This is a genomic window from Aquimarina sp. AWH4_224, assembly GCF_056160245.1.
In genome coordinates, this window is sequence record NZ_JBSWWU010000003.1 from 73,161 (window position 1) to 88,405 (window position 15,245).

The 15,245-nt window shown below is 35.9% G+C and carries 13 protein-coding genes; 4 read left to right on the top strand and 9 right to left on the bottom strand.

Annotation, left to right across the window (positions count from 1 at the left end; all coding sequences use genetic code 11):
* The first annotated feature begins 43 nt into the window (after window positions 1-43).
* Window positions 44-556 carry an SRPBCC family protein gene (locus tag ACXAGJ_RS06345; RefSeq protein ID WP_474838166.1) on the top strand — a complete coding sequence of 171 codons (513 nt, stop codon included), beginning with the start codon at window positions 44-46 and terminating at the stop codon, window positions 554-556.
* Window positions 557-558: 2 nt separating this feature from the next.
* On the opposite strand, the gene ACXAGJ_RS06350 is transcribed toward ACXAGJ_RS06345, so the two are convergent.
* The 8 genes from ACXAGJ_RS06350 to ACXAGJ_RS06385 form a co-directional block, all read right to left on the bottom strand.
* Window positions 559-783, bottom strand: coding sequence for a DUF3820 family protein (locus ACXAGJ_RS06350; RefSeq protein WP_474838168.1), 225 nt, complete (start codon window positions 781-783; stop codon window positions 559-561).
* Window positions 784-818: 35 nt separating this feature from the next.
* Window positions 819-1,355: a DUF922 domain-containing protein gene (locus ACXAGJ_RS06355; RefSeq protein WP_474838170.1), complete on the bottom strand. Its 537-nt coding sequence runs from the start codon at window positions 1,353-1,355 to the stop codon at window positions 819-821.
* A 360-nt stretch (window positions 1,356-1,715) separates the two neighbouring features.
* Window positions 1,716-3,890 (bottom strand): PBP1 and LysM peptidoglycan-binding domain-containing protein, encoded by a 2,175-nt coding sequence (locus ACXAGJ_RS06360; RefSeq protein WP_474838172.1) that lies wholly within the window; start codon window positions 3,888-3,890, stop codon window positions 1,716-1,718.
* Between the two features lie 56 nt (window positions 3,891-3,946).
* The gene (gene guaA, locus ACXAGJ_RS06365; protein WP_474838174.1) at window positions 3,947-5,479 is read right to left on the bottom strand and encodes a glutamine-hydrolyzing GMP synthase; all 1,533 of its coding nucleotides are present in this window, start codon (window positions 5,477-5,479) and stop codon (window positions 3,947-3,949) included.
* 118 nt (window positions 5,480-5,597) lie between these two features.
* Window positions 5,598-6,251 (bottom strand): response regulator, encoded by a 654-nt coding sequence (locus ACXAGJ_RS06370; protein ID WP_474838176.1) that lies wholly within the window; start codon window positions 6,249-6,251, stop codon window positions 5,598-5,600.
* A 29-nt stretch (window positions 6,252-6,280) separates the two neighbouring features.
* The gene (locus tag ACXAGJ_RS06375; RefSeq protein ID WP_474838178.1) at window positions 6,281-7,057 is read right to left on the bottom strand and encodes a sensor histidine kinase; all 777 of its coding nucleotides are present in this window, start codon (window positions 7,055-7,057) and stop codon (window positions 6,281-6,283) included.
* Window positions 7,027-7,683 (bottom strand): hypothetical protein, encoded by a 657-nt coding sequence (locus ACXAGJ_RS06380; protein ID WP_474838180.1) that lies wholly within the window; start codon window positions 7,681-7,683, stop codon window positions 7,027-7,029. The genes ACXAGJ_RS06375 and ACXAGJ_RS06380 overlap by 31 nt, the downstream gene beginning before the upstream one ends.
* 42 nt (window positions 7,684-7,725) lie before the next feature.
* A complete protein-coding gene (locus ACXAGJ_RS06385) occupies window positions 7,726-8,466 on the bottom strand; it encodes a hypothetical protein (RefSeq protein WP_474838182.1) in 741 nt (246 codons plus the stop codon).
* Window positions 8,467-8,726: 260 nt separating this feature from the next.
* Here ACXAGJ_RS06385 and ACXAGJ_RS06390 point away from each other — a divergent pair, with 260 nt between their 5' ends.
* Both ACXAGJ_RS06390 and ACXAGJ_RS06395 read left to right on the top strand, forming a co-directional pair.
* On the top strand, window positions 8,727-10,379 hold the full coding sequence (locus tag ACXAGJ_RS06390; protein WP_474838184.1) for an ETX/MTX2 family pore-forming toxin: 1,653 nt from the start codon (window positions 8,727-8,729) through the stop codon (window positions 10,377-10,379).
* A gap of 103 nt (window positions 10,380-10,482) precedes the next feature.
* Window positions 10,483-11,028 carry a pyridoxamine 5'-phosphate oxidase family protein gene (locus tag ACXAGJ_RS06395; protein ID WP_474838186.1) on the top strand — a complete coding sequence of 182 codons (546 nt, stop codon included), beginning with the start codon at window positions 10,483-10,485 and terminating at the stop codon, window positions 11,026-11,028.
* 15 nt (window positions 11,029-11,043) lie between these two features.
* Here ACXAGJ_RS06395 and bshC read toward each other — a convergent pair whose 3' ends face one another.
* Window positions 11,044-12,639: a bacillithiol biosynthesis cysteine-adding enzyme BshC gene (bshC, locus tag ACXAGJ_RS06400; RefSeq protein ID WP_474838188.1), complete on the bottom strand. Its 1,596-nt coding sequence runs from the start codon at window positions 12,637-12,639 to the stop codon at window positions 11,044-11,046.
* A gap of 125 nt (window positions 12,640-12,764) precedes the next feature.
* On the opposite strand from bshC, the gene ACXAGJ_RS06405 reads away from it, so the two are divergent.
* On the top strand, window positions 12,765-15,245 hold the full coding sequence (locus ACXAGJ_RS06405; protein WP_474838190.1) for a M14 family metallopeptidase: 2,481 nt from the start codon (window positions 12,765-12,767) through the stop codon (window positions 15,243-15,245).

Here is a 15,245-nt window from a genome sequence, read left to right on the forward strand (position 1 = left end):
TTCTTTTTCTGTACCTTTATAAGGATTCAAAACACAAGTTATCATGAAAAAGTTACAATGGAATTCTTTCACCAAAAAGATCTACATCAAGGCCAACAGCGAAGGACTATATCGTTTATGGGGTACTGAAGAAGGTATTACTTCATGGTTTCTAAAAAATGCCACATATCAAAATTCTGATGGAATAAAACGAAATCCAACCGAGCCTATTCAAAAAGGGGATACCTATACCTGGCAATGGCACAATTGGGATGGTTCTGAGAGCGGAAAAGTTTTGGAAGCAAATGACAGGAATTATATAGAGATTTCTTTTGAGTCTTCGAAGGTTTCTGTTGAATTAGAGGAAAGAGAAGGCATCACTCTAGTGACTTTGAAACAATTTGACATCCCTGTAGACGACGATAGCAAACTGAACATACATCATGGTTGTAGCAATGGATGGACATTTTGGTTAGCAAATCTGAAGGCTTTTGTAGAACACGGTATTCTGCTTAACGAAACAGAAATAGACCTAAGAAATCAGGAATTGGCAGGATTTCAATTTGTGAACATGTGATATTACATATTTCTAATATTTCTTACCAAATATTCTAAACCGTTTACTTTAAGTTCGTAAACTGTTTGCATCTGTTGCCCGAGTTTTCCCTTTGGAAATCCTTTATTCTTATACCAAACAATATAATACTCCGGAAGGTCGATGAGATATCTATCTTTATATTTGCCAAAAGGCATCTTGGCATTGGCCAAGGCTATCAGAAAGTCTTTTTGAAGTTGTGTGTTCAATTATTGGTAAGCGTAGGCTAAATTAAGATTGAATGTTATTCGTACTCGCGATAAAACCACATTAAGGTTTCTACTTTTTTCTGCCACTTTGCTTGAGCCTCCTTATTTTTAGAATGTTCAGTCTCTTCATCATATCTTTCCTGCATATTAATTCTCATGCGTTCTACAAGCTTATACATTTTGTTCAAATCTCTACGTATATTGCCGCCCGCATCATACTCTTTCAATCTTTTCCTCATGATTCTAGCGTGAAGCTCTGATATATCGAAGTGCAATTGCTCATGAGCTAATAGGTAATCTGACATTTGACCTCTTTTAACCCACGACAAGGAAGGGTAGCAAAAACTATCTACCTGGTAATCCAATTCTATGTCTCCTTTATCTTTCCCATAAGACCATTGATAAGTTATCCCCGTATTCACACTTGCATCAAAGTGACTTGTGGAATGGGGTCTGCCTCTAAAATCCGACCAAGCCAGCTCGCTTCTTTCCGTATACGAGAATTTCCCCACATAGCCATTATTGTTACCGGCAAAAAGTAAAAATAAAATAACAATAAAGTTTTTCATCATAATTGTAACAATTATGCCCAACCAAAGTTATACTTCTTCCGTTTTATACCGCTGAAGAGACAATATGGGGCAAATATTGCTTGCTCTGTATAAAACAGCCTTTTTGTGGATTCCAAAATGCTTTGTATCCCAATAATACCGTGCTTTTGAAATCTAATTTGGATAAATTTCCAATTGTATTCCTTACAATCAATTATAGTGCCAAGAACCTTAGAACAATCTGTGCGATCTCATCTAAGATAACCTTAACAGTATCAAATATATAAAAAAATACATTTTTTTTACAGGGAAATTTTAATTTTTATTAAGAATCAAATAAAAATTTCCCAATTCGTACAAGTAACTATTTTGAAGATCAGGTTATTCTACTACTTTGAGCTTCAGGTCATCTTCAAATTTTATAAGGTAAGTTGCTTTATTATAATATCCTCCTAAGGGCTTTTTTGCATAGTTAAATTTATTCTCTACGTACTCGGTAGTTCCTTCAAAAGAAACAGCATGATAAACATCATCTGCCGTACCTAATCTCATAAGAACGTCATAAGCTATATCAAACCCACGTACTGCCCAATTATTAGGAAACACGCCATATCGCTCTTTGTACTTCTTTTCAAAATCAGACACTTTTCTAGTATTTTTTTCCCCTTCTTCTTCATCCTCATCATCAAACTCTTTATCCACAGATGGGTAATGCATATGCAGTTTGGATAAGTGCTCATTTTTAATATTATCATCATCAAAAGCACTGTTTTTGTCAGTAGTAAACAACGTTATTTTATGACTCTCTGCCTTGGCATTTAGCAAAGGAATAACATTACTAATCATAGCCACATCACTCGATTCCAGGAAAACCCAGTTTGGTTTATTTTTATCTAACACCTTATTAAGATGTACTTCATACAAATAATTCCCTTCCTCTATTTTGGCAACCTTAGCTCCTGGGAATTTAGCTGCTAATTTCCCGTTAATTTCTTCGTACTTTTTACCTTGTTGCACGATAAGAACAATATTTTTATCGGTAGTATCTTTTTCTACAAAAGAAATTATTTTTTCCTGTAACATTTCGTTAGAAGGTCGGGTCTGGAAGAAATTGTCATACAAATTTGATTCCCTTCTTGAAGCAGGAGAAAACACCGGAGTATTGTACTTTTTTAACTCTGCAGCTACTACTTCTAAGTTAGATTGATACAAAGGACCAATAACTACATCGGTATCATCAAAATTGTTTTCCTGCAAAATTCTTTTGATATGCACGCCATTATTATTCTTATGCGTATCATATACATTTAATTCTGTAGTAATCCCCCTTGCCTTTGCAGAATCGATCGCCATCAAAACACCACTGTATAGATCTAAAGAAATCCGTAAGCTTTGTTTATTCTTTAATTGTTCTTCTATTTCCTGCCTAGCATTCAAATCCAAGGTATCTACACTAAACGGAAGCATCACTGCAATTTTCTTAGGTTTAAAATTGTACAGTTTACTGCTCAAATCTATATATCGTTCTCCTCTTATTACATCTACACTTAAGGTATCTACAGGTTTTTGCTCCGGAATTGTAATTACCATTCCTGCCTTTAATCCATCTTTGATATAAGGATTCATTTTCAACAGAGAATCTGCCGAAATATCCAACCTTCTTACCAAATTAAACATCGTCTCTTTTGGAGGTATTTCATACAATTGGAATCCAGGTTGCAAAGAATCTTTTAGAGAAACAAAAATGGTTGTAGGAACCGTAATCTCCATCCCAATTGGAAAATTAGGATCCATATTTGGGTTCATCTGCTCTAATTCACTCATGGTAATCCCATGTCGTCTAGCAATACCAAATTTGGTTTCCTTAGGTTTTATCACATATTTTGTCGTTCTGGACAATCGAGAATCAACACTATCTATAACGGTTTCCTGAACTTGTTTTTTCTCATAAACCGGTATTCTTAATTTGTCTTTCTTCTTAATTTGCTCAGAATACAATCGTTTATTGAATTTTTTGATGTCCTCTACTGTGATATCATATTTTTTTGCAATCCCATACAAGGTTTCCTTTCTTTTTACCTTATGTGTAATGTACCGAACCACCTTTCTATCTTCCGGATCTTCTGCCTTTAAACTATCCAAAATCTCTTGTTTGTTTCCTTCGGTATTCTCAATGCTTGTTTCTTCCTTCTTTTCGGCTTTTCCTACATTAAGAATTTGACCAACATTAATGCCATTTACAGCTTCTGGATTTAGTAAATAGATAGTTTCGACAGTAATTTCATATTTCTTGGACAGGCTATACACCGTATCGCCTTGCTCAACTACATGAGTCTTGTATTCTTGATCATCTGTAATTGGGATAGCCAAAATCTCTCCTTCCTGAATACCATCTTTGGCTGTAGGATTGATCTTGTAAATGGCTTCTGGAGTAGTATTATACTGCTTTGCTATTCTGTATACATTTTCTCCTTTTACAACAGTATGACTCTTATATTGCTGCGCATACGAAAACGCCACAAAAAACAGTAAAAAAATCAATAAATACTTTTTCATCTAAACTTATCTTTTGTTTCCCAATTTCAAAAAACCGGAGTATTATAGTATCGTTCTTATTCCCACTCGATCGTAGCAGGCGGTTTCGAACTGATGTCATAGACTACTCTATTAACGCCTTTTACCCGGTTTATTATTGCATTCGAAGTTTTTTGTAAAAACTCATAAGGTAGATTTACCCAGTCTGCCGTCATTCCATCTGTACTTTCTACCGCTCTGAGTGCCACACAGTTTTCATAGGTTCTTTCGTCTCCCATAACTCCAACACTCTGTACAGGTAACAATATCGCTCCTGCTTGCCATACTTTATCGTATAGTCCGTTTTCTTTAAGACCATTTATAAAAATAGCATCAACTTCCTGCAAAATACGAACTTTCTCACTAGTAATATCCCCTAGTATTCTAATTGCAAGTCCCGGACCAGGAAAAGGATGTCTCCCTAATAGCTCCTTATTCATTCCCATAGAAGCTCCTACCCGTCTTACCTCATCTTTAAACAACATCTTTAAAGGCTCTACTATTTTTAGCTTCATATAATCTGGCAATCCTCCTACATTGTGATGACTTTTGATCGTCGCACTAGGGCCTCCAGAGACAGAAACACTCTCTATTACATCTGGATATATTGTTCCTTGTGCCAACCATTTTACATCTTCAATAGCATGAGCTTCATCATCAAAAACTTCTATAAATACGCGCCCAATAGCTTTGCGTTTTTTCTCAGGATCTTTTTCACCAGCTAGGGCTTCCAAAAAGCGTGCCGAAGCATCTACTCCTTTTACGTTAAGTCCCATTCCTTTATACTGCGCCAATACATCGGTAAATTCATTTTTACGAAGTAATCCATTGTTCACAAAAATGCAATACAGGTTTTTTCCTATAGCCTTATGCAGTAGCATTGCAGCTACTGAAGAATCTACCCCTCCAGAAAGTCCCAACACTACTTTATCATTACCCAGCTGTTCTTTTAACTTACTTACCGTTTCATCTACAAATGAATCTGGAGTCCAATCCTGAGCTACACCAGCAATATCAACTAAAAAGTTCTTTAATAACTGTGTTCCATCTTTTGAATGATACACCTCAGGATGAAACTGAATCGCATAGGTATCTTCTTCGTTTATTTTGAATGCGGCATTCTTCACATCATGGGTACTTGCCAAAAGCACACTATTCGTAGGCAACTCTTTAATGGTATCACTATGACTCATCCAAACCTGTGAACCTTCAGAAATATTTTGAAATAGTTCATTTCCATTGATATACGACAAATTTGCTCGACCGTATTCACGAGTATTCGAAGCAGCTACTTGTCCGCCCCCAAAATGAGCGAGGTATTGCGCACCATAACAAATACCAAGTAATGGTTTTTTACCTTTTATTTCGGAAAGATCGGGGTGTGCTACATCGTCTCCTCTAACAGATAGAGGACTCCCGGATAATATCACTGCGCTATATGCGTCAATATCTTTTGGAGGTTTGTTATAGGGATGTATTTCTGAGTAGATATTGAGCTCTCTCACACGACGCCCAATAAGTTGTGTAACCTGTGAACCGAAGTCCAGAATAAGTACCTTGTTGTTTTGCATAGGCAAAAATAAAATTAAATTGATAACCTTGAAATCCTAATCGGTATAATTTTATATCCAACTAGTAATTTTAGAAAAGCTGCAAATATTTTAGATCTTGGCTACACTATTCATAACGTTAAACAGAAATAATTTTATCTTTTATTGCTTTCATTATCAAACCCGCAGTATTCTTCACCCCAAGTTTGCTGATTAGGTTTTTTCTATGCCCTTCTACGGTACGAGTACTTAAAAACAATTGCTCCGCAATTTCGGTAGTAGTGTATTCTTTGGCAATCAATTCCAGCACTTCTAACTCCCGGGATGTGAGTTGGTAATTTTTCCCTATGGCAGGTGGCTTATTGGCTTTATTTTTAAGCCCTTTCAGCAATGCTTGAGACACAAAGGAATTAAAATAAACTCCTTTCTCGTATACCGATCGAATTGCTTCTTCTAATTCTTTTTGGTTCGTATCTTTTAGGAGATATCCATTTGCTCCTATTTCCATGAGATAAGAAGTCATACGTTCTTCTTTATGCATGGTGAGGATAATTATCTTTATGTCTGGAAATGTCTTCTTCAACGCTATCGTGGTATCCACACCATTCATTTCTTCCATTTCCAGATCTAGTAGAATCACATCAGGAACTATGTGATCCAGTTGCTCAAGAAGATCTTTACCACTCACAGCTTCCAATACCAACTGAATGTCTGAGATTTTATTCAACAATGATTTTATCCCTTCTCGAAAAAGGTTATGATCATCTATCAAACCAAGTTTTATTGTTGCCATTTTACGGTGGTGTTAAATTTCAAAATACACTAACATACTATTCTAATTGCCATTCCTTTTTTGGGTTTCAAAAAATTCATGGTACCTGACAAAACCGAAAGTCGACTTTCTATATTCTTAAGGCCCAAGCCTTTTTTATTGGAAAGACCTTTATGATTCAAACCAATACCATCATCCTGATACAATAGAACCAGAGTGTCATTTTCGTGTTTGATTTCTATACCAATGTTCTTAGCTTTTGCATGTTTTAGGGTGTTATTGATTAATTCCTGAACAATCCTGTATAGATTAAGCTCTTTTGGTTTAGGTACTATTTTACTGGTATTATCTTTGAAATCTATACGAATTTTTCCTGTATCATCAATGGTTTGCACCAAACTCTGTAAAGCCTCGATCAACCCAAGTTTTTCTAAAATTACTGGTCGCAAATCCTGAGAAATCCCTCGAACACTTTGAATCATATCATCCAAAAAAGACGTCATCTTATTGGTGATCTCCTCTAACTCTTTTGCAGGCAAGGACGGTGTGATCTGCCCAAAATACAATTTTGTTGTAGTGAGCATGGCTCCAACTTCATCATGAAGCTCTTTGGCTACTCTACTACGTTCTTCTTCCTGGCTTAGGATTGCAGTCTCTAGTAGTTCTTTTTGATAATCTGACTCGATTTTTTGATGTTTCTTCTGCTGTGCAAGCAAACGTCTTTGATAAATAATAAAAAATATAATTACAGATAAAGACAACATAAAAATCACACCCATACCGATGATGATAATCTTCAGTGTAATAGCTTCTTCGGACGCACCCATAGCGCAATGGTATAAAAAATGGTTAATACGATATTCACGATGGCATGCAATCCCCAAAGAATCAAACTAGCCTCAGACACTTCTTTGAACAAGCTGTTATTCATATAAAACAGTATTAAATTGCTAGAAAAATAGATCAAAAAACCGGAGTTGATCCAGAACATAGGATTCGTCTCCAATGCACTATACTTAACCTCTTTAAGTAAAGCATAAAAGTAACTCAAAGCAAAAACAACAACAAGCAATCCCATAAGGGTAGTTACATTAGAATTAAAGGTAAACAAATCCTGAAAAAAAATTGTGTTCAGTATCGCAAACCCGGCAAAACCAACACCAATTATGACAAGGTATTTGACATCAAACACTTTACGTAAAGGTTCTTTGTATATGTTGAGAATTAGAAGAAATTCGATGACCGTATAAAAATGATAAATAGGCAGGTTATTTATTTTTTTATACCACAGTATCCTTGAAATTACCTCAACCAAAAGTGTCACCAAAACCAGGATGGCTAACTTTTTTTGCACAGCGGTCAAAACTTTGGATCTCACCAAAAATATTACCGCTGGAACAAACAACAATATAAAGGCAACCAGAGTTAGGTTCTTAAACATTTGTTCACTCATCTAATCAACAATTAAAATTCGTATATCATGAAATACCAAGTATTATGTACAAGTAGGAGGACATGGTGTAAGATACTCCACCAATGCCTCATCGGGACCGGACATTGTTTCTACTACCCCTTTGAGCCCCATATGATTTTCTTTAACTCCTTTGGTATTAAACCCTAATGTTGGCGTAAAAGAAATCATATCTTTTTTAGAAAACTTGTTCATATCCACTCCTGGATACAATGTGATTCCTGTGATATTACCAAGAATCTCATTTATGTACTTCATAATTTTTTGATCTGTTTCATTTTGATTTCCTATTGAATAATGTAATACCCGAACTCTGGTATTGACATCATTACAATGAAACAAATCATCGATCAAGTGCATATCAATTTCGTTCCAGTTATCACAAATCATTTTCTTGAAGGTTTCCGGAACATACTCTGCTGTCAATCCAACTTTTACGATCGGTATAAATTCAAAAACAAGATCTTCTTTGTCATTGATCATCAAAAAAGGACAAAACGTAACTTCTTCAACATTATCATCCTGTAGCGCCAAACAAATCTTGACATTCTCAATGGGTTGATTAGTTTTTATCTTATTCAACCTTTTAATATCTTCTTTACTCAAAATAAAATGATCCACCCTGTGATGTTGTCCGGTTAGCTTATCCCATTTATGAAAATGTCTTGCTAATTTTAGCACATCTTCTTTACACCAATTATTTCGACAATCTTTGAAATATGTGGTGGTACTTTCCTCTTCTTGTTGTGTGATTGCATTTTCCATTTGTGTGATTTTTAGGAGTTAACTTTTTTCAACATTAAAGCTACTCAAAAAAAACCTTATCAACTAACTATCAATCTATTAACAAGTAATAACCATTACAAAACAAGTATTTTCCACGGTTTTACATTTTCGGTATTTATGGTCTTTTAAATAGCACTTATCTAAAGCAATTTTGGAATGTCGTACAGGTGATCCGTTTAAAGACTGCCATACGCAAAACACATAGATGTCAAAACATAGTAATTAATAATAGACGTATTATGAAAAATCACACAAAAAAAGTACTACTACTTACGTTGTTATCCATATGGATATTGGGATGCAGCAAAGATGATGGAAACGAACTACCACCTCCAACCACTGGAGTAGAAGAACTACCAGGGATAGATCTGGAAGAATTTGAGACAGATCTTGGGGCAATTGGTATTAGCATTAATGCAAGAGACATTGCCAGAAAAGGATATCGACCTACCACTGCAGATATTACAGTTACTGCAACCACTGGCGATTATAGTCAAAAGATACTTTTCGACAAATTTAACAATCTAGCTACTTTATCGTTAAAAAATGAAGATTTGCCCGAAGAAGCCCAAGCTGAACTCAAAGACGGGGTTCCTGTTTCTGTTCGTGTTCTTGATGAAAATGAGAATGAACTAGCCACAAAATCCATCACAAAGCTCTCATTTACCCCTAGCCCATCTGAAGAACATATTCCTGCAGACAACCTCGAAGACCTATATGCAAAAGTAAATCTTCGGGAGGATGTGAGGCACTATGTCCAAATAGTGAATCAGGGCTCAAACAAAATCTACGGAGCGCCTAACTCTATTTTTTTCCCAAATACTGTATTGCTTAATACACCCATAATTGCCAGTAAACTTGCTGATTTGGATTACAATTCTGAAAACACAGAAACCTTTACCACCTATAGATTTGCTGAAGTTCCTGGAGAAGAAGGAGTGTTTACTATTGCTGTTCACAATGGGGATGATATCCATTATTTATATATCGTTCCGGCAAATTCTGAGCTTCGTATTCAAAGCAAAGCTAATTTGATCCGAAATGGAGGCAATAACACTGGCGCGCCTCCAAATTATAAATTCAGGATTGAAAAAGTAGAAGCGGGTTTATATACCATCACTCCAACATTTACAGGTAATCCATTAGTTTTGATTAATGACCGCCTTAACGCTGGCAACACCAATTCCGAACCCGCATATTTTAGGATTTTGTCTTTTGATATTGATTGGGACATACAGCCTATTGAGTCAAAGTTCATGCATCCCATTCTTCCTCCATCGGCAACTTCGGAAGCCTATAACAGTACCTTACGAAATTGTAGTAGTGGAACCTTACAGCAAACTATTGGACGATCAGAATCACTAGAAACCAAAGAAGTTCTGGGATGGGAAGAATCGATGTCAGTAAGCACAACACAAGAGTATTCGGTTTCGGTAACCATAGAAGCAGAAGTTTCTACAAAATTCTTTGGTGCAGGAGGCTCCGTACGAAGTTCAGTGACAGGCAGCTACTCATTCAGTAAATCTCGTACAAACACGAGCACCAGATCCGGTTCTTTTGAAGAAACCAGAACCACAGAAATTTCGACAGAACGCACTCAGGAAGTACCTCCGGGAACTGCCATTACCGTAGCAGATGTATATCAGACTTATGAAAATGTAAGAATCCCATATGTGCAACGCTTCAGAATTAAAGGAAACTATCAAGAAGATGGTAAAGCATTATCCGGAGAAGAAATAACCACTCAATTTGCTTTTAATAGCTTTACAGGAGTGATCACAGATGTGCAAAGTGATTACATCGAAGTAACGGTAAGAGGAACCAACCTCATCAACCGATTAATCGAAACCGAAACCATCTCCAAAGACATCGAAGGAGCCTGTGACAACTAATAAAAAATAGAATATTCATTTCATAAAGACATCTTAACCAAGATGTCTTTTTATGTTCTATGATTTTGGTTAATTTTATAGTACAGAATCTTGACACACTCTCATGACACCAGTTATCTTTTCTTCTATACTACGAGATCTACAGGAAGCTTCCAAAACGGTTGGTCATCCTTTTCGATATTTTACCCTGGGCACATGCAGTATTAATGGAACACCAAGATTAAGGACCGTTGTATTACGGGAGACAGATAATGATCTCAATATGGTTATCTACACCGACAAAAGATCTAAAAAAATAACCCATATCAGAGAACATGATACGGTAAGTTTACTTTTTTTGGATTCGGACCGTTTGATTCAATTATCGATAAAAGCGAAAGCCCAAATTGTAGAAGATCCGCAAATCTTGAAAACCATCTGGGAACAGATTCCTGAAAAATCACGAAAAGATTACCGATCAAAACACGCTCCCGGCGAAGCTATCAACAACCCACAAAACATAGAGTTTTTGGATAAAGACAACTTTTTTACTGCTATAAAACTTATCCCCAGTAAAATTGAATATTTACGACTTAAACGCCCTAACCACCTTCGTGTCTTATTCCGTAAAGAAAAAGGGGAATGGAAAGACTCATTTTTGGTTCCTTAATCGATGATTAATCATCTAACATTTCAAAATGGTAAATTCTCCATCCAAAGGTTGTAAATGTTCTATTAGTGTAGGTACTAATTTCGTTCCGTATTCTAGGTACATTTCTGAAAAGTTGACCGTTCGTTCTTGTAAACTTTGATTAGGAAATAATTCATTTTGCAACACCGTTACGCGTTTAACCTGATCACCTAGTTTGCGTTTTTGTGCTTTTAGCAATCTATTTTCTAGCACATCCAACCCCTTGAGCTGCTTAATTTCCTGAGCTTTTACAGCATTCAAAAAAGTAACATCGGTCTGTTTTGCCAAAGCATACATCTCTTCGAACTGTGCTTGAAGATGTTGACGTTGTGGATCAAAATTGATATCGATATTTGATATTCTACGCACCTTTCTATTAATCAACTCATGTTGCTTCAAAAACAGTTCTTTATCAGAGACATCCAGTTTCTTAATTTTTGCAGCTTGTTTTTCGGTCTGAATAAGTACCGAATTACGCAACAACAACATAGGGAAAGGAACAGCTACAGTTTCAAAATATTTTTTCAATTCCAACCAGTACGCTAACTCTCCTCCTCCACCGATATAACATAAATTAGGTAAAATCACCTCTTGATACAAAGGACGCATCATCACATTAGGGCTAAATCGTTCGGGATAATCCTTAAGTTCTTGCAAAAGTTCTTTCTGTGTCCATTTGATATCTGTCTCATTAACCACATAAGACCCCTCCTCTTCAACAATACGTTCTCGAATGCCCTTATCGAGATAAAACAAATTAATTTCTCTAGGATTAACTTGTACTTTATACCCTAGTTCTTTCAACCTTTCTGTTTGAGGAGTTACCTGCTCATAAGCGGTCTTTTCGGTTAATTCCTTTTCCATATAGGGAACAAAAAGTTGCTTTAGTTCACTATCGTCGCCATCGATAATTACCAATCCATAGGCAGCAAAAAGTTCATTCGCTAAAAAACGAGTGGCTTGGGTTAATGTTTCATGTTCTAAATATGCTTTTTTGAAAAGTGATTTTAGATAATTGGCATTGATACTTGTCCCTATTTCTGAAGCAAAAACCTCAAACACTTTGTCCAAACCTTTGGTATCAAAAACACCAACTGCTCCTCCGTCTTTTCGATTCCATTGTATTTTTTTACCAAATAGATTGAAGTAATTGATTTCATCAAAATCATGGTCCTCTGTAGCCATCCAATACACAGGTACAAAATCATAGTTTTGATACTTTTCTTTTAATTCTTTAGCAAGATTAATGGCAGAAACAATCTTATATAAAAAATACAGTGGTCCTGTAAAAAGATTAAGTTGATGACCAGTCGTAACCGTAAATGTGGTGGGTCTTGTAAGTAATCCCAAGTTTTCTTTGGTTTCCTCAGAACAACCATACCCTTGATATTGTCTTTGGAGTGCATTTACCAAAACTGCTCTATGCTGAGAAGAAAAAGAATCTTGTTTTTCTTTGATCTGATCTTCAAATTCTGAAATTTTCGGAAAACGGTGGTACAGCGATTTCAATTCGGGTTTTTGATCCAGATAATCACAAATCAATGTTGAAAAGTAATTCGTTTCTTTAAACGGAATACACTCACTAGGCATAGAAAACTTTTTTTGAGAGGTTAAATATACATTAGATTGTAATGGTAAATCCTAAATTTTAGTTAATACAGATTATATCCTAAATTTAACTCGGTATTTTACAATTTCTAACTATTAATTCATAAATGAAAAAAACATTCTTCGCGCTATTTGTCGTTTCAGCATTAATAACTTACTCTCAAAACAAAATACAATCTCCAAAAGAGTTTCTTGGCTATGAAATAGGAGAACAATTTACACGTCATGCTGATGTTGTAGATTATTTTCAACATGTGGCAAACCATTCTAGTTTGGTTACTTTTCAATCGTATGGAAAAACCAATGAAAGAAGATCATTAACTTATGCTGTTGTATCATCAGAAGAAAACCTGAATAATCTAGAAGCTATACGCAAAGATCATTTAAAAAACACTGGTATAGTCGAAGGTGTTTCCTCATCAAAAAAAGCTATCGTTTGGTTGAGTTACAATGTACACGGTAACGAAGCTTCGGCAACCGAAGCTGCTATACAAACCCTGTACGAACTAATCACCACTAAATCCGACTGGCTTCAAAATACCGTAGTGATCATCGACCCTTGTATCAATCCAGATGGTCGTGATCGATATGTAAATTGGTATAATGAGGTAAAAGCAACCCCATATAACACCAATCAAGTAGCTGTAGAACATAATGAAAGATGGCCTGGAGGTAGACCTAATCACTATTTATTTGATCTAAACCGAGATTGGGCGTGGGCTACACAAGTTGAAACACAACAACGATTAAAAGTTTACAATCAATGGCTGCCTCATATACATGTAGATTTTCATGAACAAGGGATTAACGAACCGTATTACTTTGCTCCCGCGGCAGAACCATTTCACGAGGTGATTACCCCTTGGCAAAGAGATTTTCAGACACAAATTGGTAAGAACCATGCTAAATATTTTGATGCCGAAGGATGGTTATTTTTTACCCGTGAACGTTTTGATCTGTTATATCCAAGTTATGGGGATACCTACCCTACTTTTATGGGAGCAATTGGCATGACCTATGAGCAGGCAGGACATGGTCGTGCTGGGCTTGGTATACAAACCGACGAAGGATTTGTACTCACTCTCAAGGATAGAGCGCTACATCATACCACTACTGGTCTATCAACCATAGAAATGGCCTCAAAAAATGCAGAACAATTAAATACTGAGTTTAAAAAGTTTTTCACCAATACTAATTTTAAGTACAAAAGTTATGTACTGACTGGTGAGCAAGATAAAATCCAAGCACTTACCAAGCTTTTAGATAGGCATGGGATCAAGTATGGTTTTACCAATACCACAAAAGTTTCTGGTTTTAATTTCCGAACAAATAACCAGAGTAACATTAATACGAATGGCGCATTGGTGGTAAGCACCAATCAACCCAAAGGTACTATGGTAAAAGTTCTTTTTGAGCCTAATGCAAAGTTAAGTACTCCTCTTACTTATGATATTACTGCCTGGAGTATTCCTTATGCATATGGTTTGGATGCAGTGGCTTCTACTTCATTAGTTCCTACTAATGGCACTCCAAAACCTCTCAATACCACCAACACTACTAATACATCAGGTGCCGGGTACATCGCAAAATGGAATAGTATAGATGATGCTCAGTTTTTGGCTGATTTGCTTCAAAAAAATATTAAAGTACGATTTACAGAAAAAGACTTTTCAAATAATGGTAATACATTTAGAAAAGGGAGCTTGATCATTACCAAAAGTGATAATAAAACAGTTGCAAACTATGATCAAATAGTTGTGGATATCGCCAATAAACATCAACGCAAATTACATCCAGCATCAACCAGTTTTGCGACCAAAGGGGTAGATTTTGGATCTCCAGATGTGAAACTAATCAATAATCAAAGAATTGCACTATTAAAAGGTAAATACACTTCCTCTTTGAGCTACGGGGCTATTTGGCATTTTTTCGAACAGCAATTGCAGTTTCCTGTTACTTCTATCAACACAAACTACTTCAAAGATGTGGATTTGAGACAATTTGATGTTTTGATTATGCCAAACGGGTATTATAATGGATACCTAGATAAAAGTACTCTTACTAAAATAAAAAAATGGGTACAATCAGGAGGTAAAGTGATTGCAATTGCAAGTGCTGTAGATGCTTTTTCTAACAAAGATGGATTTGATCTCAAAAAGAATACATCTGAAGACAAGAAAGAGGAAACTACCGGTAACCTAGTCCCTTATGACCAAAGAGAAAGTGAAAGTGTGAAAGGCTTTATCACGGGAAGTATTTTTAAAACAAAAGTAGACACTTCTCATCCTATGGCTTTTGGATATGACGATACTTATTTCAGTTTAAAACTTGGAAGTTCCTCTTATCAATTACTACAGGACGGGTATAATATTTCATATATTGAAAAGCCAGAAAATGTTTCTGGGTTTGCAGGGGAAGACGCATTAAAAACACTGGACAATTCCTTGGTTTTTGGTGAAGCCCGAATCGGTGGTGGTAGTATGATCTACATGGTAGACGATCCTTTGTTTAGATCGTTTTGGGAAAATGGAAAGCTGTTTTTTGTCAATGCCATTTTCTTTGCTAATAATAATAAATTTAGACTCTAA